Origin of the sequence: Arthrobacter russicus (genome assembly GCF_031454135.1) — a bacterium.
GTDB lineage: Bacteria > Actinomycetota > Actinomycetes > Actinomycetales > Micrococcaceae > Renibacterium > Renibacterium russicum.
Window position 1 is genome coordinate 1,255,313 of sequence record NZ_JAVDQF010000001.1, and the last position, 21,742, is coordinate 1,277,054.

A 21,742-nucleotide genomic window follows, 5' to 3' on the forward strand; every position below is an offset into this window, starting at 1 on the left:
TCCTTCATCAGAGGGTTTTCAAGGTATTCGGTTGCCGTTCTGCGGGCGTCCGGGCCAGCGTGGCGAAACGCTGGGCGGCCAAGGCCACCGCCAGGTAGAGCATGATTCCGGAAAGGCCGAGCGCCTCGGCCCCGCTGCTGTGGCCTTCCGGCGAAAGGTGCACGCCGGCCCAGTCGAGTCCCAGGTGCACCGCGATTCCGACGACCCAGAGCACCAGCGTGAGCCAATTGCCCTGCCGCATCAGCGTCCCGTCCGGACCGCGCCAGAAGTGCACGAGCCGGCCGCGGAGCCAGCCGAAGCCGGCGCCGCTGAGCAGCCCGATCAGCAAAGCGGCGTAGCCGGCGGCGGAGATTTCGGTTTGCCCGGCGAGTTGGACGATCTGCACGGTGCCCAGCACCGCGAGGACGAACATCAAACGGTAAGGCCGGTCCTCTTTCACCGGGCGGGGCTGCAATTGGCGGTACAGCACCCACAGCAGGACGGCTGCCGCGATCACGAGGTTGAGTACGCTTTGGCCTGACATTTCGGTAGCTTCTCCTGAGGGATCCGGCGCGCCCCGGTGGTGCGTCTGCATCCATGGTGCGCCGCTTCCGGGCTGCGGGCCGCACACTGTTGTCACCGGCTCCGGATGACATTTGTCATCGGAGCTCCGATACCGGATTCCGTCCGTATTCGGTCCGTGATTCTGTCCGTGCCGCCGGGCATACTGGATGCTGTGTTGACCGAACGCCTGCAGCTGAGCCCGCTGACCCTGGACGACCTCGACGAGGTCTACGCCATCTACTCGGATCCCCGGACCTGGGCGCATCTGCCGCAGGGCCGGCACGAATCACCCGACACCACCCGGGCCATGATCGAAACCACGGAACGAAAATGGCAGGACCACCAGGCCGGCTACTGGGCGATCAGGCTGGCAGCGCCACTGGCCGGGACAGCGGGAACGGCAGGCTTGGCCGCCGGCAGGCTGATCGGGACCGGTGGAGTCACGCCTCTGGACACGGGCGCGGTGGCCGGCACCTGGAATCTGGGTTACCGCCTGGACCCGGCCAGCTGGGGCCGGGGCTTCGCTACCGAAATCGCGATCGCGGCGCTCGGCTTCGCTGCTCGCTCGCAGCCCGACCACCCGGTGCTGGGCAGGGTCATGGACAACAATCCGGCCTCGTCAGCGGTTTTGACGAAAGTCGGCCTGAGCCTGCAGTGGCGTGGCGAATTCGACGCCGGAGCGGTCCTCGAAAATCCCTGGTTGCAAGGACTGGAACACTGCATCTACGCGGACCGGCCCCTCGATGCGCCGTTGTTGGACGCCGTGATCAAGTTGCACTGACCCAGACGGCACTGGACTTCGCGGTCTTGGGCCCGGCGGCCTTGCACCCCGCGGTCTTGCATCCGGCGGCCTCGGCCGACCCGGCCGCCGCAGAGGTCACGACGCCAACGGGACCGGAGCGTCTGCCGGTGCCAGGCGTTTGCGCCCGGTCGCCTTCACCACGAGCACGGCCACTGCGGTGGTCACCGGAATCGCCAGCACCAGGCCAACCGAGCCGACCAGGGTGCGCACGATTTCCTCGGCGAGTTCGGCACTGCTGAGCGCATCGAAAACCGGCAGCCGGTAGAGCATCACCATGATCAGGATCGGCAGCGCACTGCCGGCATAGGCGAAGGCAATCGTGTAAACCGTCGAAGCGATGTGGTCCCGGCCGATTCGCATCGCGGAAGCGAAGAGATTCCGGGCGGAACTCTGCGGCGCCAACTCGTAGAGTTCCCAGACCGCGGAGGATTGCGTGATCGTGACGTCGTTGAGCACACCGAGACCGGAAATGATCAGGCCGCACATGATCATCCCGGAAATCGAGAGGTTCCCGGCCACGGATTGCAACTGATAGGTGTTGTGGTCGGCCAAGCCGGTCAGATACGTGGCGTGCGTCGCCCAAGCCGCAATGCCCGCGGTCATGCCGAGCCCGAACAACGTCCCGATCAACGCCGTCGAGGTCCGGGCGGAGACCCCGTGCGCGAAGTAAAGCACGCCGAACATGATCACTGCGGAGCCGACCAGGGCCAAGAGCAGCGGTGGCTTCCCCTCGACCAACCCGGGCAGGATGAAGAACGCCATGACCAGGTAAGCCCCCACCAGGCCCAGGAGCGCCCGCAAGCCGCGCCAACGGGCCACCGCGATCACCACCACCGCGTAGACCAGGGCCAACAACAGCATCGGCGCACTGCGGACGAAATCCATGAAGACGTACGCCGGCCCATTCGGGTTGGGGCCCAATTTCGAGAGGTTGACGTACTTGATGGTGTCCCCTTGGTGCACGCCCGGCGACTTCGCGATCTCCGGACTGATCATCACGGGCACCACGTCGCCGCCGGCGTCCGGTTGGCTGTACGCGATCAGGCAGTCTTTGCTGCCGACCGCCGAACCCGGGCAATCTTCCTGCGCGGTGCGCTGCACCTTCCCGGTGTCGATGCTGGCACCCGGTGCCGCGGCATAGGGGCTGCCGAGCGAGATATCGGCGGTCTTGCCACTGGGCCAGAGCAGCACCATGAGCAGCACCGCGACCACGCCGATCGGCACCAGCACCGCGCTGAGCAGGATTCCGGCACGCCGCCGGGCAGCACGTTGCCGCACCATGTCCTGGCGTTGCCCTGACTGACCCATCCGGCCGGTTTCCGGCTCCGAACCGCTGATAGCCGTGTGCGAGTGCCCGTGACCCATATCCGCACCACCTCCGGTTGGAAGCCTACGTGAGAACCGATCTCAGGTGGCGGAGGCCAGCGGACTCACAGTTGAAACCGATAGTCTGGGCCTCCGGGACAACACAGGGAATGTTTGGATTCTGGAAGAGGGGAACGTGTTCAGACGCAGGATCGATGAAGCCGATGAGGCCCCGAAGGGAACTCTGGCCCATGCGCCGGTGCTGACCATCCGGCCGGCGCACGGCGTGACGAAGGCGGTGGTCCTGGTGCTGCACGGCGGCCGGGCCAATTCCTATGAGCCGGTCCGGGCCCGGCATCTGAGCCCGTCCAGAATGATCCCGTTCGCCAAGCTCCTGCACCGGGAGGGATCCCGCTACGGCCTTTCGGTCTGGTCGTTGCGGAATCGGGTCCGCGGCTGGAACGGGGCGGAACGCTCGCCGGTGCAGGACGCCCGTTGGGCGCTGGAGAAGATTCGCGAAGAACACTCGAGCGTTCCGGTCTACCTGGTCGGGCACTCGATGGGCGGCTCAGTCGCGATCGCGGTCGCCGACGACCCGTTGGTGAAAGCGATCGTTTCGCTGGCACCTTGGACCGATGCGGATTCGCCCACCGAACCGGTGCGGGACCGCAAGGTGTTGATCATCCACGGCGACAAGGACAAGTGGACCAGCGCGCCTTCCTCGCAGCACTTCGCCGAACGCGCGGTGGGGCTGGCCCAAGAGGTCTTCTACGTGCGGCTGCGCGGCGCCGGGCATTTCATGTTCGACAAAGTCGCGATCTGGCACCAGCTGACCGCGGCCTTCGTGCTGCGGCAATTCGGCAGCGAGTTCCAGCTTCCGCTCAAGGCCCGGACCACCCGGCTGGCCGATCGCCTCTACCAATTGCCGCAACGGCTGCTCACCGAGCTCTAAGGAGACTGGAACATGTTCGACGTCGCAGCGGAGTTCCCCGGTGGGGCTTTCGCACTCAATCTGCTGTGGAGCGCGCTCGGCGTGGCCGCAGTGCTCGGCGTGACTTTTGGGATCGCCCTGGTGCAGAAACGGCACAGCGTCATCGATGTCGCCTGGGCGATGGGTTTCGTCGTCGTCGCGGCGGTCAGCTTCGCGGCTTCCTCGGCTGCCGGGGCCGACGCCGGACGCCGGCTGCTGCTGCTCCTCCTGGTCGGCGTCTGGGGGCTCAGATTGGCCGGGTTCATCGGCTGGCGCGCCCGGGACGGCAAAGAGGACCCGCGCTACGAGGCACTGCTCTCCAAAGCCCCGGGATCGAAAAACCGCTACGCGCTGACCCGGGTCTACCTGCCCCAGGGTGCGGTGCTGTTCTTCGTTTCGCTCACCATCCAGGTCGGCATGTTCAGCACCGGAACACTGGGCTGGTTGGCCTGGCTCGGGGTCGCAGTCTGGTTGATCGGGCTGGGCTTCGAATCGGTCGGCGACGCGCAACTCGCCGCATTCAAAGCCGATCCGGGCAATCGCGGGACCGTGCTCAACACCGGGCTGTGGCGCTACACCCGGCACCCGAACTACTTCGGCGACGCCGCCGTGTGGGTCGGCCTGTTCCTGGTCGTCGCCGACTCATGGCCCGGAGTGTTGACCATCCTCTCCCCGGTTCTGATGATCTGGGCCCTGGCCGGCAAAACCGGAAAGCCGTTGACCGAAGCCCGGATGTCCGGCCGGCCCGGCTACCGTGAATATTTGGAGACCACCAGCGGATTCTTCCCGCTGCCGCCGCGACCGTCCACTAAGGAGCTCTAATGCCTTGGCGCCCAGCCCCGAACAACACCTTCTACCGCAGCATCGTCGGAACCGGACTCTTTTTGCGCTGGCTGTTCCAGATTGACGTCCAAGTGCAAGGGCTGGAGAACCTGCCCACCCCGGATCCGATCGAAGGCAAGGCCCGCAAGCCGATTCCCGGACGCGGCGCGGTCATTGCGATCACGCACTTCGGCTACCTGGATTTCGCGGTGGCCTCCTTGGTCATGTGGCGGCATGCCAAAGTGCAGATGCGCTACCTGATCCACAAGGGCGCGGCCGACCATTGGCTCGCCGGCCCGGCGATTTCCGCCGCCGGCCATGTCGTGGTGGACAAAAAAGCCGGTCGTGATGCTTATCTGCAAGCCGTGGCGAAGCTCAAAGAAGGCGAGTACATCGCGATCCTGCCGGAAGCCGGGGTGAGCCGTTCCTTCACGGTGCGCGAATGCAAAACCGGGGCAGTCCGGATGGCCGCGGAAGCCGGCGTCCCGATCATCCCGATCTCGGTGTGGGGTGCGCACCGGCTGATGACCCGCGGCCACGGCTTCAAGCCCTTCAAATCCTGGCGGATGCCGATCCGGGTCCGGATCGGCGAACCGATCAATCCGGCGATCGATGCCGACCCGGTAGCGGAAACCGAGAAGCTGCGCGCCCGGCTGCAATCCGGAATCGATGCGGCGATCGCCGATTATCCGCAGACGCCCGAGCCCGGTGCCTGGTGGATGCCCGCCGCGGCCGGTGGCGGTGCCATGACGGTCCAGGAACAAGCCGAAGCCGACGCCCACGATGTGGCCCGCGGACGCAGAAGCTGACTCGCAGCTAGACGGCTGAGCGCCGGGCCTGGACCAGGCCCGGGGCCTGACTTCAGTCGTCGTGCAACACCGCGTCGGAGCAGCGCGCTCAGCCGTTGATCTTCTTGACCAGGGCGGCGATTTTGGCATTGCCCGGCGGCACATTGATTTCGAAGTGCATTTCGTCCTTGCGGCCGTTGTAATCGCCGCCCCAACGGACCACGCCGTTGCAGTCCGCGATGATCTTGTGGATCGCTTTGACCTGCGCGGCGCTGAAGGTCCCGGCTTTGCCCAGCGGGTGCTGTGGCGCGTTGCAATCGATCGCGGTGCCGCTGGCGTGGTTGGAGAGGTCAGTGCTGCCGCTGATGTCGCGGTAGGCGAAGCCCCAACAGGTGTCCTTCACGAGTTTTTCGACTTCGCTGTTGAACCGCCTGGCCACATAGCCCAGAATCGTATGCACATCGCCCTTGCGTACGCCCGGCGCGAAGCTCGCGGCGCCGACGGTCAGCTTTTGCAGCGGAGTATCCTTGGCCGCCGGCCAGCCGTTCTGCGAAGTGGCGGCGAGTGCCGGTGCGGCGGCAACCACACCGAATCCGGCAGCAGCGAGAATCGCCGCTGCACCACGGACCGCGCTACGCCGGGAAATGATCGGGTTTTTCTGATCCGGGCGACCGGTTTCTTGATGCACGGATGTGCCTTTCCTGGGTTGACCCCCAACCACGAGCAGCACAAATCTGCCCGAAGCAGCCGGGCCGCGTCAAGAGGCGATCGCGTGTCTGCACCAGGTTCCCGGCAAACTCCCGGGAAACCTGGGTTCAGAGCACCACGATGCGGGTTTCGTCGCCGACTCCGCGGGCTTTTCCGGCAACCAGCAGCGGCTCGACCAGGTCGGTCAACGGCAGCATCGAGCTGTCCACCTCGAGCACCACCGGGTGCTGGTACGCGAGCAGCGAAACCAGGTCGCGCACTGCCGCCGCTGCGTCATCGGCAGCCAGCTGGGGCTCCCAGCCGACGAACACGTCGGCGGCCGGATCATCCGGGGTGTCGGTCAGGGCGTGCTGGCCATAGCTCACCGCGAAGGCCCGGATCCGGCCCCGTTTGCTCGGCTTCGCCGCTCCGCCGAACGCGCTTTCCGGCTCGGCCCGCAAAACGATCGCGCCTTGCGCCCCGGTGGCGTCGGCCAGGAAATAGGATTGCACCGTGCCCGGGCTGAGCTGCCCGGTGGGGCTCCAGTCTTGGTGCACCGCTTGGTACCAGCGCCCGACGACGTCGGTCAGCTCCACCGAGCCGGTCGCCAGATCCTGCACCACGTCGGAACCGGCCTCTTCGTCTGCCTGGTCATCGGTTTTTTGGAATCGGGGCAAGGACAAGACGCCGGGATCGATCTGGATCAAGCGCGAGGTCTGCACCGTTGCGGCACCGACGGCCTGGGCGAAGCCCGCTCCGGAGGTGCCTGCGTCGACTTTCCCGGTCAGTTCGCGCACCCCGCTCGGGGCTTGCCCGGCCTCGTGCCGGAGCATCGTCAACAGCGTTGCGCCGACCCCTTGCCGCCGGTGGTCCCGGGCTACCTCGAGGTATGCCGAAAGCCGGCTGCCATGCAGTTCCTGCTCCATCACCATGCCGGCGGCGACCGGGATTCCCTGGTCGGTGGCCACGATGCAGCGCTTCCAGCGTGCTCCGTTGCCGCCGTCGTTGTTCGGCCCCAGGGTCTGCCGGTACCAACCGTTCTGCTGGCCTTCCGGATCACCCCAGATCTGCAGCAGTTCCGCCTCGTCGCCCTCCCGCCAGGGCCGGTATTTCAAGGCCATTATGCCCCCAGCAGCCGGGTCGCGAGGTAGCTGCGCACCTGGTCCAGAGCAACCCGCTCCTGGCTCATCGAATCGCGCTCCCGAATGGTCACTGCCTGGTCTTCCAGGGTGTCGAAGTCCACCGTGATGCAGAACGGGGTGCCCACCTCGTCTTGCCGGCGGTAACGGCGGCCGATCGCGCCGGCGTCGTCGAACTCGATGTTCCAGTACTTGCGCAGTTCCGCGGCCAAGTCCTTCGCTTTCGGCGAGAGGTCTTCGTTGCGGGAGAGCGGGAGCACGGCGGCCTTGATCGGGGCCAGCCGCGGATCGAGTTTGAGCACCGTGCGCTTGTCCACTCCGCCCTTGGTGTTCGGGGCCTCGTCTTCGGTGTACGCATCGATCAGGAACGCCATCATGGACCGGGTCAAGCCGAAGGACGGCTCGATCACGTAGGGCGTGAACCGTTCATTCGTGGCCTGGTTGAAATAGCTCAATTCAGTCCCGGAGGCCTTCGAATGGTTGGTCAGATCGAAGTCGGTGCGGTTCGCGATGCCCATCAGCTCACCCCATTCGGAGCCTTGGAAACCGAACTTGTACTCCACGTCGATGGTTCCGGCCGAATAGTGCGCCCGGTCTTCGGCAGGCACGTCGAATTTGCGCATGTGGTCCGGGTTGATGCCCAGGTCCACGAACCAATCCCAGCAGGCCTCCACCCAATGCTTGAACCACTCATCGGCCTCGGCCGGGGCGGTGAAGAACTCGATCTCCATCTGTTCGAACTCGCGGGTGCGGAAAATGAAGTTTCCGGGCGTGATCTCATTGCGGAACGCCTTGCCCATCTGTCCGATGCCGAACGGCGGCTTCTTCCGCGAGGTGGTCAGCACGTTGTTGAAGTTGGTGAAGATGCCCTGCGCAGTCTCCGGACGCAAGTAGTGCAAGCCCTCCTGGTTGTCCACCGGGCCCAAGTAGGTCTTCATCAGACCGGAGAAGAGTTGCGGCTCGGTCCAATTGCCGGGCTGGCCGGTGTCCGGGTCCTTGATGTCGGCCAGGCCGTTTTCCGGCGGGTGCCCGTGCTTGGCGGTGTACGCCTCGATCAAGTGGTCGGCGCGGTAACGCTTGTGCGTGTGCAGGGACTCGACCAACGGGTCGGTGAAAGTCTCCACGTGCCCGGAGGCGACCCAGGTCGGGGTGGGCAGGATCACCGAAGAATCCAGGCCGACCATATCGCCGCGTCCGCGGACGAAGGTCTGCCACCACTGCTTCTTGATGTTCTCCTTCAGCTCCACGCCCAAGGGCCCGTAATCCCAAGCCGACCTGGACCCGCCGTAGATCTCCCCGGCCTGGAAGACGAACCCGCGGCGCTTGGCCAGCGAGATGATCGGATCGAGGGCGGATTTGTTGGCGGCCATAGTGGTCACTCCTGGGCTAGGCGGACGGCTGGATGCAGAACGCGTGAGGCGTTATTCGTATATTTCAGATATACACGTCTGAAGCCTACCGGGCGATCCGGTCAAGCCTGAAGTCCGGCGCCGGAGCCCCGGGTTTGTCCCGCCGGACGCGGACCGACGTCAGCCGATCTGCAGACACACCGGGGTGCCGATGCCGATTTCCTGCTGTTTTCCGCCCAGCATGCCGTCCGGCAGCACCGCGAACACCGTGATGCTGTCCGATTTCTGGTTCGCCGCGTAAAGCACTCCGCTGCCGAGGGCGAAGTGCCGCGGCCAGGCGCCACCGGTCGGTGTCTCCTGGATCAATTCCGGCAAGTTCCCGCCCGCCGGATCAGCCAACCGGAAGACACTGATCTGGTCTTGGCCACGCACGCTCACATACGCCAGATCCGCAGCTGCGGAAAGTTCGATATGCGCCGGATAGCTTTTCCCGACGCTTTCCCGGGTGGCCAACGGTGTCCGGCCCGCATACTGCCAACCGCCTGCGGCCTCACGACGGGCCCGGCTGAAAACATGCAGCGCGCCGTCCAGCTCGCCGACCACCAACAGCTGATCCGCCGAGTCGCCGCGGCGCAGGACCAGATGCCGCGGGCCGGTGCCCGGCGGCAGTCGGATCAGCGCTTCCTCCGGCAGGGCCTCGTCGCCCGGGCGCAGCTCGCGCACCGAATCCGAACCGAGGTCGGAAACCAGGACCGTGCCGTACGGGGTCGGCACGGCTTGGTGCGCATGCGAGGCTTCCTGCCGCTCGGCGATCGGCCCGGAGCCGGTCAGTTGCAGTGTGCATTGCGGCTCCAGCCCCCGGGCGCTGCGCAGCAGTACCACTGAGCCGGAAGTGTAATTGGCCGCAATGATCCGGCCTCCGCACAGCAGGGCAAGATGGCAGGGGTCCGCCCCGATCTCCGGGGACTCCGCCACCAGCGCCAAAGAGCCGTCATGGGCATCGCGCTCGAAGATCACCACCTGGCCCGCTCCACGCTCCAACACCGCATAGACGCCGTCGTCGGCCAAAGCCAGGAAGGACGGGTCCGGCACTTCGGCGAGCAATCGCGGCCGGCCGAGCAAGCCGTCCTCGCCGATCGGGACCGCGCTGATTCCCTGGCCCCGATTGGAGCCGGAAGTGTATGAGCCGACGAGGAGTTCCATCCGCCCAGACTATCCCCCGGAACAACCTCGCGCCGGCAACACCGAGTGGCCAGATCGGCCGGCTAAACCGAGGTCATAAAGTGCAGATCTGGCCACTCGGCGACTAGATGATCAGCGCAGCGGCTTGCGCGGCCAAGGCAGCGTCGCGAGGACCATGGCCAGCAGGGTCAGCAACGTGCCCAGCCAGGTGGCCGGCGCGATCACCGTTCCCGGCGTCGGCACGATCAGATCCAGAGCCAGTGAACCCAGCAGCTGCCCGGCGATCATGCCCAAGCCGGTGAGCAGGACGCCGAGCCCGCGGACCAGCCAAGCGCTCAAGCAGATGAAGAAACAGCCCAGTGCGCCGCCCAGGTAGTACCACCATTCGCCGGGCAGTGGATTGCCGACCCCGCTGATCCAGACTTTGACCAGCCAGGCCAGCAACAAGATCACCGCCCCGACGGCGAAGTTCATCACGGTGGCCGCCAGCGGGGTCCCGTAATGCAGGCTCTGCATGCCGTTCATCGCCTGTTGGAAACTCATCAAGAAGCCCGCCGCCAACGGCAGCAACACCGGGAACAGCCAGTGGCTGGCATCTTCGGCTTGCGCAAAGCGGGGCGAAACCGCCCAGATCACTGCCGCAATGGTCAACACCGCGGAAATCACCCGGATGCCGGTGATCGGCTTTTTGCCGGCCGGCGAAATGCCCAACCGGTCCACCAGCAACCCGCTGAGGCTCTGCCCGGTGACCAGCGCCACGGTGAACAGCGCGATGCCGATCACCGCGACGGTCAAGCCCTGGGTCAAGACCAAAAACGCCCCGACGGCACCGGCCATGACGTACCAGCGCGGGAATTTCCGGGCCTTGAGCGCCGGGCCGATCGCGCGCAACCCGGAGCGGCCGGAAGGTGAGGCCAAAGACACCGCGAGGATCAGGATCAGGCCGCTGCCGAAGCTGATCGCGGCTGCGGCCAGACCGTCATCGAGCCGGGCACCGAGGGCGCCGTTGATCCGGCCTTGGCCGGCTACGGCGAGCCCGCCCAGCACCGCGAGCGGTATGCCGAGCAGAACGGGTACTCTGTGCTGGTCCATCCACTTCCTGCCTGGCTTCCGAGTGGTCTGCCGAAGCTGCCCGTAAGCCCGCGTGGGCGTTCAGCGGTTGCCCGACAGAACCGAGTCTCTACCCTGGCGCCCCGGGTTCGCAAATATCGGGCATCATGGTTACATGCCCGATATCGAAGAAATCCCGATCCGCGACGAATCCATCCGCCTGGGCCAACTGCTCAAATTGGCCAGTCTGGCAGAGGACGGCATCCAGGCCAAGGAATTCATCGAAAACGGTCTGGTCAAAGTCGACGGGCAGATCGAAAGCCGACGTGGCGCGCAGATCCGTCCCGGTTCCGTGGTCAGCCTGAACGGCCAATCGATCCGGGTCAGCGCCGGCTGACCGGCCGAGCGCTGCTCAGCCAAGCACTTTGACCCGCAAGAACTCAACGATGTGCCCGATTTCCGCCTCGCAGATGCCGTGCCACATGCCGGTGTAGAGCACTTTCATCAGTTCCGTGTGCTGGCTGAGCCATTCATTGCTCACTTCGATCAGCGGCTGCGGCAATACCGGATCGGCCTGATCCCGACCCCAGAAGAACGGTGTTTTCGCCGAGGCGAGCCCAGCGTCCTTGAAGTACGGATCGGAGAGCGTCACGACAAAACCGGAAAGCCCGACGACGGCGGCGTACCGGCCGGGTCGGTGCCGTAGCAATGAAACTGCCATCGCCATGCCCTGCGAGAAACCGAGCAGGGTCACTGAAGAAAACTCACCGGCAACCGATTCGAGCCAGTCATCAAGCGCTCTGGTTGCCTCAAGGACCGATTCCGGCTCAATCGCCAGATCAGCCTGCAAAGGGAACCAGGCGTAGCCAGGACCGGCTGATTGCCCGGCCCGGACCGAAACCACGGTGAATTCCGCGGGCAATTGTTCCGCCAGCCCGAAGAGGTCGGCTTCATTGGCGCCGTAACCGTGCAGCAACACCAAAAGCGGCGTGCCTGCCCGTTCCGATTCCGGTTTCGACCACAGCAGTACAGGTTCGTTCGAGGACGTCATCATCCCATCCTGCCACGGACCGGCCAGGTCCACGGCGGCGCATCGAGCAGGCCTTGGCCGGAAATCCCGGTCTCGCCCAGCTCTTTCCGCAATTCGTGCCGGTGCACCGATCCGGCGCCCTGCAACCCATTGATCAAAGCCGCGGAATGGGTCACCACGATGATCTGGCAGTGTTTCGAGGCATCCACGATCAGCTCGGCGACCGCGGGCAGCATCTCGGCGTGCAACGAAGTCTCCGGTTCATTGAGCACCATCAGTTCCGGCGGCCGGACCGTGAGCAGTGCGGCACACAGCAACAAGTAACGCAGCGTGCCGTCGGAGAGTTCGGCGGCACTGAGTGCCCGGAGCATGCCGGCTTGCCGCAGGGTGGTGTGGAAACTTCCGCCGGAGACCTCCACACCGACGCTGCTACCCGGAAACGCCCGGTCCACGGCTGCCGCCAAACGGCCCCCATTGCCTGCCTCGATGATCGTCTGGAGCGCTGCGGCCAGATCATCGCCGGAATCGCTGAGCACCTCGGTCCAGGTGCCCACCTTCGGTTGTCTGGCCGGGGCTTGCGGATCAGTGCGGAAGTGGTCGTAGAAACGCCAGGCGCGCATCATGCTCCGGACCCGGCGCAGTTCCGGCGCCAGCTGCGCATCGGCGACCTCATTGAGCATGGATTCTTGCGGTCGCAGGCTGCGGCTGAGCTCCTGCCAGACGCCGTCCTCGCCCCGGCTGCTGGCCACTGCCCCTTTCCGGTCGGCCAACACCGCAGCCGGGCGCGCCATCTGCCCGGCGAAGACCTGTTCCCGCTTGATCACCGGATCCCGGCCGAATGCAGTGCGGCTGGGCGTCGGCAACCCGAGGTCCAGCAGGTAGCCGAAGTCCGTCGAGGCGAAGCCCAGCCGCAAACTCACCGACTCCCGGCGCACCGTGCCTTGCACCTCGGCCGCACCTTCGCGCATCGATCGGCTCAGTGACTCCGGACCGGCCCAAAGCACCGAACCCAGTCCGCCCTGCCGGGCCAACGATCCGACCACGGTGCCGCTGCCGCAATCGGCGAGCAGGCGCAGCGCCCGGTACAGATTGGATTTCCCGCTGCCGTTGGCGCCGGTGATCACGTCGAGTCCGTGCAGGTCCAGGACCAGTTCCCGCACCGAACGGAAATTGTGCACCGCGAGCGTGCTGATCACGGGGTTATTCGCCCGGGGTGGTCTCGGCTGGGGTGAAACTGCCAGCGAGGCCCGGGACCGCAGCCGCAGTCCAGGCCGCCAAAGTCTCGCTCCGGGGCGGCAGTCCATGCAACGCCGAGCTCAATTCCGGCGTACGCACCCAAGCCCCGGCTTCCCGGGCAATCAGCGCTCCAGCCGCGAAATCATGCTCGTTGAGCCCGTATTCAAAGTAGGCGTCCAGACCCCCGTCCGCGATCGCGCACAACTCCAACGCCGCCGAACCGAGTCTGCGGAAGTCGCCGAACCCGGCCATCCGGCCTTCCAGTTCCGCGATCAGCCTGGACTGGATCTCCGGCTCGTAGGTGAGCCCGGTGGAAAGCAGCCGACCGGTGCGTTGCTGCCGCGGCCCGTCCAGGGCACGTTCGGCCAGGCTGCCGTCCGGCCGCATTTCTTCGACCCAGGCGCCGCCACCCAGGCTGGCGAAATAGGTCCGCCGCAAAGCCGGTGCCGCGACCACCCCCGCCAGCCACTGGCCCTCCGGGCCGGCTACCGCCACCGAGGTGCAGTAGTAGGCGATGTTGCGGATGAAGTTCATCGTGCCGTCCAGCGGGTCGATCGACCAGCGGTATCCGGACGCCTGGGGCGAGATCGTCGGCGCGAGTTCTTCCCCGGTGACCGTGTCATCGGGACGTGCCGCCAGGATGGTTTCGCGCACCGCGCGTTCTGCGGCCAGGTCGAAGTCGGTCACCCAATCCGCATCGCCGCTCTTCATATTCGCGGAGAACTTCGCCGGATCCCGCTCGGCCAGGACCTGGGCCCCGGCAGCCGCAGCGTCCCTGGCGAGTCCCAGGAGTTCGCCTGCTGTTGCCTCAGACATCGGTTTCGCTTCCTTCGCTCGATCCGTCCGGTTCGGCCGCGTCCCCAGCCTCGGCAGTCGTCGGGCCGTTGCGCAGCAGCGCCTCGAATCCGGCCTCGTCGAGCACCGGGACTCCTAGTTGTTCGGCCTTCTCCAGCTTGCTTCCGGCATTTTCCCCGGCGACCACGAAATCGGTGTTCTTGGAGACCGATCCGGAAGCCTTGCCGCCCCGGATGATGATCGCCTCTTTGACTTGATCCCGGTTGAAATTCTGCAAGGACCCGGTGACCACGATGGTCAGACCGGCCAAGGTGCGGGCCACCGACTCGTCCTGCTCATCGGCCATCCGGACTCCGGCGGCAGCCCAAGCTTCGACGATTTCCCGGTGCCAGTCCTCGGCGAACCATTCGATCAGGGCGCTGGCGATGGTCGGCCCGACGCCGTCGACTTGGGCGAGCTCCTCCTCGCTGGCGGCCTGGATCGCCGCCATCGAACCGAAGGCCGTCGCCAGGGCGCGCGAGGCAGTCGGCCCGACGTGCCGGATCGACAGGGCCACCAGCACCCGCCACAGCGGTTGGCTCTTGGCCTTCTCCAACTCGGCGAAAAGCTTGACCGTATTGGCCGTCGGCTCAGAAGGCTTTTTCTCGGTTCCTTTGGAGTAGAAGTACGGAACCAGCTCGATCTGCCCGGTCCGCACGCCTTTGCTCTTTTTTTCGCGTTCGATCCGGACCTGCGCCAGGTCTTCCGGCCGCAGGGCGAAAATCTGCGACTCGTTGCTGACCGGCGGCTGGTCCGGCTCGGCCGGTTGGGTCAGCGCAATCGCGGCTTCCCAACCGAGGGCTTCGATGTCGAACGCGCCGCGGCCGGCCAGATGGAACACCCGTTCGCGCAGTTGGGCCGGGCAGGACCGGGCATTGGGGCAACGGATGTCGACGTCCGCCTCTTTGGCCGGCGCCAACGGGGTTCCGCATGCCGGGCACGCGATCGGCATCACGAACTCCCGCTCGGTGCCATCACGCAAGGCCAGCACCGGGCCGACGATCTCCGGGATCACATCACCGGCTTTGCGCAGCACCACGGTGTCCCCGATCAGCACGCCCTTGGCCTTGACCACGTCCTGATTGTGCAGCGTCGCCATTTCCACCGTGGACCCGGCGACCTTGACCGGCTCCATCACCCCGTACGGGGTGACCCGGCCGGTCCGGCCGACGTTGACCAGGATGTCCAGAAGTTTGGTGTGGACTTCCTCGGGCGGGTATTTGTACGCCACCGCCCAGCGCGGCACCCGGGAGGTGAAGCCCAAAGCGTTCTGCACCGCGAAGTCATCGATCTTGATCACGATGCCGTCGATCTCGTGCAGCAGCCCGTGCCGGTTTTCGCCGTAGTGCGAAATGTAGTCGAGGATCTCCGGATAACTGCTGAACACCTTGAAGTACGGGCTGGTCGGCAGCCCCCAGGCTTTCAGCAAGGCGTAGGCCTCGGACTGACTGCCGACCTCCAGGCCGGTCCGGGCCCCGATGCCGTGCACCAGCATGCTCAAGGGGCGTTTGGCGGTTTCCGCCGGGTCTTTCTGGCGCAGCGAACCGGCCGCGGAATTCCGCGGATTGGCAAACGGGGCCCGGCCCGCAGCCACCATTTGCTCGTTGAGCGCAATGAAATCTTCGGAGGCAATGAACACCTCGCCGCGGACTTCGACCTCTTCCGGCAGATTCTCGCCGTGCAATTGCCGCGGCACCTCTTTGATCGTGAGCACATTGTGCGTGATGTCCTCGCCGGTGATCCCGTCGCCCCGGGTCGCGGCGCGGACCAGGGTCCCGTTGCGGTAGAGCAGATTCACCGCCAGGCCGTCGATCTTCAATTCGGTGAGCCAACGCAGCGGCCGGACGGCCAGGAGTCCGGCGGCGAGCTTTTCCGCATTGGCCGAGGCTTTGGCCACCCAGGCCTCGAGCTCCTCGAGCGAGAACACGTCTTCCAGGCTGTACATCTGGCTCGTGTGCTGCACTGCGGCGAAGGCGGCGGAAACCTCGCCGCCCACTTCCTGGGTGGGCGAATCGTTGCTGACCAGTTCCGGGTGCAGCGCCTCGATTTCCTCCAACCGGCGGAACAGCAGGTCGAATTCGGCGTCGGAAACCAGCGACTCGGCTTCGTTGTAGTAGGCGAAACGGTAACGGCGCACGTCCGCGACGAGTTTGTCGTATTCGTCCCGCAGGGCTTCCGCTGGGACCACCGGGGCTGACTCGGGTTCTGCTTTGCTCACAGCACCATCTTGCCGCATCGCACCGACAAAATCCCGCGCCGGGCCGATCCGCGGAAAGGCCCGCAACCGGAATGGTTGCGGGCCTTTCGATCGGTGCGGGTAGCCCGTGCTCCGGGCATTGCGGCTAGTTCGCCGAGGTGGCGACCTGGTCGCTGGCCTGCTTGGTGATCACGGTGCTGGTGGTGTCCAGGTCAGTCGCGATGGCGATCAACCGCTTGGAACTGGCCGGCCAGTCGGTGCCCTTGAACTGGCGGGCGTCCGGGCCGTTCCAGGCAACCCCGTTGACCTGTCCGTCGAGGCCGGACACCGCGTTGCGGATGGTCTCGGCAGCGGTCTTCATCTGCGCCGCCAGTTTGTTCATCGCATCGGGATCGTTGCCGATGAGTCCTTCAGCCATTGGTATCACCTTTCATCATGCGAAACGCTGGAATTTCCAGTGAATCCTTGCCCGATCGGCTAATCCAACCGAGCGACTAATACGAATCTATAAGAGCCGCTGCACAGTGTCGATGGGGAGATCTATCCATGCCGGATTCCGCCTCGCAGCAGACCGGGCGGTTCAGCGGTCCAAGGTGTTCGCGACTTGGACCTTGAAGGCCTTGCCGCGGCCCACGATGAAACCCCGGCCCGGGATGAACTTCTTGTTCTGCACCCGGCCCAGCGAGGTGTTCATCAGGGTGTCGCCTTCGATGTCCCCGGGGTTGAGCAGCACTCCCCGGCGTCCGGCTTTGAACATGCCGGCCAGGTTCCAGGCGCCGGACCAGGTGGAGCTCTCCGCCTCGCCGACCACCCATTGGCCGGACTTGACCGCGTCCTTGATCAGCGCGACCAGGTTCATCTCGGCCACTGAATCGGTGAATTCGGTGACTCCTTCGATGAAGAACGCCACCGCGTCGGCGCTACCCTGCGCCAACTCGGTGAGCCTGGCCAGTTGCTCGTCCACGACGGCCGGCGTGTCGAAGGCCTCGTCCCAGACCGGGAGCGACGAAATCGCCGAACGCCGGGCCCCGAGATACACCCGGAGCGTCTGCGGCGAGCTTTTCTTCAAGCCTTCCGCCAGGGTCACCAGAGCGGTGGTCCGGCCGGAACCCGGCGGTCCTGTGACCATCAGCGCACCCGAGCTCGGCACCGACGCCGGGGCCAGGTTGAAGTCGTCCAGCCCGATCACCACGGCACCCGGGCCGCCCGGCGGGAGCACTTCGAGATCCAGGTTCTCCGGCAGTGCGAGCACCCCCGGCGCTTCTGGCACGCCCTGCCGGCGCATCGACTCCGCGAGCTTCTCCACTTGCCGCGCCTGCAGCGCCAGATTCGCGTTGCCGCCGAAGATCGCCAGTTGCACTTCGCGGTCGCCCAGCAAGCCCCGGCCCGGCGGCGAGGTCGGCGAAAGCACGTCGCGCGGCACGCCGAGATTCAAGTAGTCGTCGGTAGCCGCCATCCGCAGCACCAGGGTTTGCTGGATCGACGCGGCCAACGACGGCGGCAGGGAGCGCGGGCTGTCCCCCGCGACCACCACGTGCACGCCCATCGGCCGGCCGTCGGTGGCGATCTGCTGCAACGTTTCGAACTGGGTCATCCCGGTTCGGTATTCATAGGTCTCCCGGAAGGCGCCCAAGCCGTCGATCAACAGGATCATCCGGGGCTCATCCGGTTTTCCGGCAAGTTCCCGGTATTCGGCGATGCTGCCGGCCCGGACCGCGGCAAAGGCTTCGGTGCGCTCATCCAGCACTTTGCGCAAGTAGCGCAGCAACCGGCCGACCCGTTCCTGGTCGTCGCCGGCCACCACATCGCCGACATGCGGCAGCTGCTCGAGCATCTGCAAACCGTTGGAAGCGGCATCGATGCCGAAAACCTGCACCGGCCCGCCGCGCGGAGTGATTGCCGCGGCGATCGCAATGGTCCGCAATGCCGCGGATTTGCCTGAACCGGAAGCTCCGATGATCGCCATGTTGCCGTCCCGGTCCGGCTCGTAGAACACCGCGGGCTGCGCCTGGTGCGCCGGATCGTCCAGCACCCCGAGCATCAGCCGTTCGTCGGTGCGCGGGTTGGGCAGCAGGGAGAAATCGTAGGTGGTCGCCAGTTCCTCCATCCACGGTTTCCGGGGCGGCTTGATGCCGAGTTCGACCGCGGCGGAAGAGATATTGCCGACGATCTTGGCAATGTCGTTGGGCCCGGAGTCCTCGGCCGCCGGGGCCTGCGGAAGCTCCTGTTCCCATTGCACGCCGGAGCCGAAATCCATTTCCACGATGTCGATCTTGGGCCGTTGCGGCACTCCGGTGGTCCAGCCTCCGGCATAGCCGGTCTGGAAGCCCTGGATCCGGCCCGGACCGGTTTTCGCCGCGCCCCGGCCCGGAATCGTCGGGCTGAAGTAGGCGGCCATCGGATCGCCCAAGATGTCCCGCGAATCGTCGATATCCGCCATCCGCAGCGCGATCCGCATATTCGTGTTGGCCCGCAGGTTGTCTTTGATCACGCCGGCCGGCCGTTGCGTGGCCAGGATCAGGTGCAGGCCGAGCGAGCGGCCCCGTGCCGCGACGTCGACCACGCCGTCGACGAACTCGGGCACCTCGGTGGCCAAGGCGGCGAATTCATCGACCACGATCACCAAGGACGGCGGAGTCTCCGGATCGGCCTCGCGCTCCATCGCCAACAGGTCCTTGGCTTTTTTCCGATTGAACAAATGCTCGCGGTAATGCAGTTCGGCACGCAACGAGGTCAATGCGCGGCGCACCAGGTGCGGCGAAAGGTCGGTGACCAGTCCCACGGTGTGCGGCAGCTTGACGCAATCCGCGAAGGCCGCGCCGCCCTTGTAATCGACGAACAGGAAGGTCAACCGGTCCGGACTGTAGGCGGCCGCCATGCCGAGCACCCAGGACTGCAGGAACTCGGACTTTCCGGCACCGGTGGTGCCGCCGACCAGCGCGTGCGGGCCTTCGGTTTTCAAGTCCAAGTACATCGGTTCGACGCCTTTGGAACCGACGAGCGCGCGCAGCGAGCCCTGGTGTTTGCGGTTGGCCACCGCAGTCGCCGCCACCGAGTTGTTCTCCTGCCAGCGGTCCGCAATCGGCGAAGTCTCCGCCACGATCTCCAGACCGGCCAAACTCGCCCAGGAGACCGCCTGCGGCAGATCGGAGTCGTCGTCCACCGGTTTCGACACGTCCACTACCGGAGCCAGCATCCGGGCCAATTGGCCGGCGAGCGCGGCATCGACGCTTTCGCAGCTGACCGGGTAACTGAGTTCGCCCAAGCGCACCTGGCCGCTCGTGGTGCCGGCCTCGCCGTCGACCTGCATGAAATCCCGGCAGCTGGCCGGCAGCGCGGCGAGCGAGCCGGCCAGCCAGATCACATGGATGCCGACGTCGGCGCCGGATTCGGCCAGCCTGGTGAGCCGGCCGCGATCGACCTTGGCGTCGTCCTCGATGAGCACCAGCACAGAAGGCAGAACCGGGGCCGGAAGCCGCTTCCCCGGATCGGCGGCGGCGGTGCGCTCCCCCGGCCGGGCTTTGGCTGGGTTCTCCACCGGCCCGCGCAGGGCGGCCGAATTCGCCGCCAGGTTTCCGCCCCGGGCGACCAGGAGGTCCTCGAGTTTGGCCAGCAGGATCGCCCCGGCCCCCGATCCGGCAGCCAAGTGGTCTCCGGCCAACGGCGAATGCGGGGAGCCCACGTGCGGCAGCCACTGCAACCAGTTCCAGCGTTCCCGCGACTCGGTGCCGACCAGCGCGGCGACCACGAGTTCCGACGGCGAATGCAGGCCCACCGCTTGGAGCACGATGCCCCGGGCCACGTCGTCGAGCACTTCCCGGCGTCCGGCCAAGCCCAGGGCCCCGGCGCTGCGCAACTGGGAAACCACCGGGACCGCCTCGATGAAGGCGTACTCGTTCGCGGTGTCGTCGATGATTTTTTGGAATTCGGGAACCGTGTTGTTCATGGTCGGCGCATTGATCGGGATCCGGCTCGGTTGCCGGCCCAGCCCGAACCGCAGGGAAAGGAAGGCCGGGTGCTCCGGCCGGTGCGTCCAGAGCAACGGACCGAGTTTGTAGATCGCGTCCACGGTCTCGGCGACCGAGGGGCTCTCCGCGCTGCGGACCGCGCGCTCCACCTGCTGCAAGGTGCCCACTTGTTCGTGGAAGACCTCCAGCGATCCGTAAAACTGCTCCGATCCCAGGGCCAGGAGTTTCTTCGCCTGCATCCGCTGATCGAGCCAGGTCGCCATCAGCATCAAGGGCATCATGATCACGAAGACCAGGCTGAAGATGCTCTGCGTCACCGCGAACATGATGCCGCCCATCAACAACGGCGAGACCAGCATCACCGCGGGGAACCGTTGCGGCTGCGGCCGCTGCGGGCCTTCCGGGATCTTCTGCTCGGCCGGCCCGAAATGCGGCACCACCCGGGGCGAACGGTTGAATTCGACCAACGGACCGGCCAAGGCGTCGCCACCGGTCCGGCCGATCGCGAGCACGCTGATCCTGGTGTCGCCCAAGCTGATCTCGTCGTTGGGGCCCAGCACCGCCCGGCCCACCGGCGAGCCGTCCATGACCAAGCCGTTCGCGGAGTTCGTGTCGGCGATCTCGATGCTGTCCGCCACGGTGATCCGGGCATGCCGTTTGGACATCATCGGGTCGCTGAGCCGGATGTCCGCGTTGCGGTCGCGGCCGATGTAGCTGGTGCCCAGCGGCAGCGAGAACTCCCGGCCGGCATCGGGCCCGTCGAGCACCCGCAAAGTCGCCGCAGCCGGGCCGCGGTCCTGCCCGGGCGCGGTGAAGTCCCGGCTCAACCGGGTAAGTGAAACCGTGGACCCGGGCCGCAACCCGGACTCCAGCAGGTTCCCCGCCGGGTCCAATGCGCGCCCTTGCACATTGCCGCCGGCCATCGGTGCCTGGTCGACCTGCAGGGTGAGGTTTTCCGGAATCGCAGTGCCCCGGCGGTTCGGATCGGCCGCGAAGAGTTCCGCCGCGATGTCCCCGACGGTGGCCAGGCCGTCGACGGTGACCGCCAGGTCCTTCGGCTCGGGATCCCGCCGGAGCGTCAATCTGATCCTCATGCGTCGTCGAGGCCTTTCATCGTCTCCAGCAGGGGCAAATCGTCCGGGGTCACCAGATGCGAGGTGATCGCGTGCTCCACCAGGCGCGCCCGGCGGTTGGTGGCCAGCTTCCCGCCGCCGCCGCGCAGGCCCACCACGCCCACCCGGTCCAACTTGTCGCAGACGTTGTCCAGCTTCCGGTTGAACCTGGTCAGGGCCCAGCCCAGTTTCCGCGCGGCCTCGGCCGAAGACGGGATCGCGGCGAACCCGGTGCCCTCGCGACGCAGCATCGGTTCAGCGAGGGCCACGATGATCGCTTTCTGCGAATCCGTGAAGACCACCGGACCGATCGTGGTGTCGCCCACCGCGTCGAACTCGTTGCTCTGGTATTTGAAGGACGGGGATTTCAGGTGCACGGAGAAGTCATAGGTGGTCGGCCCGGCGGTGAAGACCACGTTGGTCTGGCCGAACACCAGCGGGATCCGGGCCCCGGGCGCCAGCCAGGCCTGCATGCCGCCGCCCGCATCGGCCACCGTCGCGGACAGGATGCTGCCCACGTTGGAGAGCCACCAGATCCCGTCGTAGTGCGCGATCTGCAAGAACTTCCGATGCAGGTAAGGATTGTCGTCGACCTCCAGGTCGCCCTCCCGGCCGATGTTGAACGCCTCCGTCTTCGCCGGCTCGTACCATTCGCCGCAGAAATCGATGCTGAGTTCAGATCCGGCCATGCCAACCTCCTGCGCGGGTCGCTCCTGCTCGACAGCCGG

General features: G+C 66.1%; 19 protein-coding genes. 5 read left to right on the forward strand and 14 right to left on the reverse strand.

Features of this window, described 5'->3' with window-relative positions; translation table 11 throughout:
- Positions 1 to 7: 7 nt before the first annotated feature.
- Entirely contained in the window at positions 8 to 523 is a 516-nt protein-coding gene (locus JOE69_RS05955; RefSeq protein ID WP_309796927.1) for a hypothetical protein, read from the reverse strand.
- A gap of 192 nt (positions 524 to 715) precedes the next feature.
- Here JOE69_RS05955 and JOE69_RS05960 point away from each other — a divergent pair, with 192 nt between their 5' ends.
- Positions 716 to 1,324, forward strand: a complete 609-nt coding sequence (locus JOE69_RS05960; protein ID WP_309796928.1) for a GNAT family N-acetyltransferase — start codon at positions 716 to 718, stop codon at positions 1,322 to 1,324.
- A 96-nt stretch (positions 1,325 to 1,420) separates the two neighbouring features.
- Here the strand turns inward: JOE69_RS05960 and JOE69_RS05965 are convergent, their stop codons facing one another.
- Entirely contained in the window at positions 1,421 to 2,710 is a 1,290-nt protein-coding gene (locus JOE69_RS05965) for a YibE/F family protein (protein ID WP_374709676.1), read from the reverse strand.
- A gap of 136 nt (positions 2,711 to 2,846) precedes the next feature.
- On the opposite strand from JOE69_RS05965, the gene JOE69_RS05970 reads away from it, so the two are divergent.
- Genes JOE69_RS05970 through JOE69_RS05980 form a run of 3 tightly spaced genes read left to right on the forward strand, consistent with a single transcriptional unit; the run spans position 2,847 to position 5,251 of the window.
- Positions 2,847 to 3,602 carry an alpha/beta hydrolase gene (locus JOE69_RS05970; protein WP_309796931.1) on the forward strand — a complete coding sequence of 252 codons (756 nt, stop codon included), beginning with the start codon at positions 2,847 to 2,849 and terminating at the stop codon, positions 3,600 to 3,602.
- A gap of 12 nt (positions 3,603 to 3,614) precedes the next feature.
- Positions 3,615 to 4,442, forward strand: a complete 828-nt coding sequence (locus tag JOE69_RS05975) for a DUF1295 domain-containing protein (protein WP_309796933.1) — start codon at positions 3,615 to 3,617, stop codon at positions 4,440 to 4,442.
- A complete protein-coding gene (locus JOE69_RS05980; RefSeq protein WP_309796935.1) occupies positions 4,442 to 5,251 on the forward strand; it encodes a lysophospholipid acyltransferase family protein in 810 nt (269 codons plus the stop codon). The genes JOE69_RS05975 and JOE69_RS05980 overlap by 1 nt, the downstream gene beginning before the upstream one ends.
- An 88-nt stretch (positions 5,252 to 5,339) precedes the next feature.
- Here the strand turns inward: JOE69_RS05980 and JOE69_RS05985 are convergent, their stop codons facing one another.
- The 5 genes from JOE69_RS05985 to JOE69_RS06005 form a co-directional block, all read right to left on the reverse strand.
- The gene (locus tag JOE69_RS05985) at positions 5,340 to 5,918 is read right to left on the reverse strand and encodes a M15 family metallopeptidase (protein WP_309796937.1); all 579 of its coding nucleotides are present in this window, start codon (positions 5,916 to 5,918) and stop codon (positions 5,340 to 5,342) included.
- A gap of 127 nt (positions 5,919 to 6,045) precedes the next feature.
- On the reverse strand, positions 6,046 to 7,038 hold the full coding sequence (locus tag JOE69_RS05990; RefSeq protein WP_309796939.1) for a GNAT family N-acetyltransferase: 993 nt from the start codon (positions 7,036 to 7,038) through the stop codon (positions 6,046 to 6,048).
- The gene (locus JOE69_RS05995) at positions 7,038 to 8,426 is read right to left on the reverse strand and encodes a glycine--tRNA ligase (protein WP_309796941.1); all 1,389 of its coding nucleotides are present in this window, start codon (positions 8,424 to 8,426) and stop codon (positions 7,038 to 7,040) included. Before JOE69_RS05995 ends, JOE69_RS05990 begins: the two co-directional genes overlap by 1 nt.
- A 159-nt stretch (positions 8,427 to 8,585) precedes the next feature.
- On the reverse strand, positions 8,586 to 9,608 hold the full coding sequence (locus JOE69_RS06000; protein ID WP_309796943.1) for a lactonase family protein: 1,023 nt from the start codon (positions 9,606 to 9,608) through the stop codon (positions 8,586 to 8,588).
- A 111-nt stretch (positions 9,609 to 9,719) separates the two neighbouring features.
- Positions 9,720 to 10,679 (reverse strand): DMT family transporter, encoded by a 960-nt coding sequence (locus JOE69_RS06005; protein WP_309796945.1) that lies wholly within the window; start codon positions 10,677 to 10,679, stop codon positions 9,720 to 9,722.
- A 133-nt stretch (positions 10,680 to 10,812) separates the two neighbouring features.
- Here JOE69_RS06005 and JOE69_RS06010 point away from each other — a divergent pair, with 133 nt between their 5' ends.
- A complete protein-coding gene (locus JOE69_RS06010; RefSeq protein WP_296363984.1) occupies positions 10,813 to 11,034 on the forward strand; it encodes an RNA-binding S4 domain-containing protein in 222 nt (73 codons plus the stop codon).
- A 15-nt stretch (positions 11,035 to 11,049) separates the two neighbouring features.
- Here JOE69_RS06010 and JOE69_RS06015 read toward each other — a convergent pair whose 3' ends face one another.
- The 7 genes from JOE69_RS06015 to JOE69_RS06045 form a co-directional block, all read right to left on the reverse strand.
- Positions 11,050 to 11,688 (reverse strand): alpha/beta hydrolase, encoded by a 639-nt coding sequence (locus JOE69_RS06015; RefSeq protein ID WP_309796947.1) that lies wholly within the window; start codon positions 11,686 to 11,688, stop codon positions 11,050 to 11,052.
- Entirely contained in the window at positions 11,688 to 12,863 is a 1,176-nt protein-coding gene (locus JOE69_RS06020; RefSeq protein ID WP_309796949.1) for an AAA family ATPase, read from the reverse strand. The genes JOE69_RS06015 and JOE69_RS06020 overlap by 1 nt, the downstream gene beginning before the upstream one ends.
- 4 nt (positions 12,864 to 12,867) lie before the next feature.
- Positions 12,868 to 13,719, reverse strand: a complete 852-nt coding sequence (locus JOE69_RS06025) for an inositol monophosphatase family protein (RefSeq protein ID WP_309796951.1) — start codon at positions 13,717 to 13,719, stop codon at positions 12,868 to 12,870.
- Entirely contained in the window at positions 13,712 to 15,973 is a 2,262-nt protein-coding gene (ligA, locus tag JOE69_RS06030) for an NAD-dependent DNA ligase LigA (protein ID WP_309796953.1), read from the reverse strand. Before ligA ends, JOE69_RS06025 begins: the two co-directional genes overlap by 8 nt.
- A 106-nt stretch (positions 15,974 to 16,079) precedes the next feature.
- Positions 16,080 to 16,352, reverse strand: a complete 273-nt coding sequence (locus JOE69_RS06035) for a hypothetical protein (protein ID WP_296363979.1) — start codon at positions 16,350 to 16,352, stop codon at positions 16,080 to 16,082.
- Between the two features lie 162 nt (positions 16,353 to 16,514).
- Positions 16,515 to 20,996, reverse strand: coding sequence for a type VII secretion EssC family protein (locus tag JOE69_RS06040; RefSeq protein ID WP_309796955.1), 4,482 nt, complete (start codon positions 20,994 to 20,996; stop codon positions 16,515 to 16,517).
- The gene (locus JOE69_RS06045; RefSeq protein ID WP_296363977.1) at positions 20,993 to 21,703 is read right to left on the reverse strand and encodes a hypothetical protein; all 711 of its coding nucleotides are present in this window, start codon (positions 21,701 to 21,703) and stop codon (positions 20,993 to 20,995) included. Before JOE69_RS06045 ends, JOE69_RS06040 begins: the two co-directional genes overlap by 4 nt.
- Between the last annotated feature and the right edge of the window lie 39 nt (positions 21,704 to 21,742).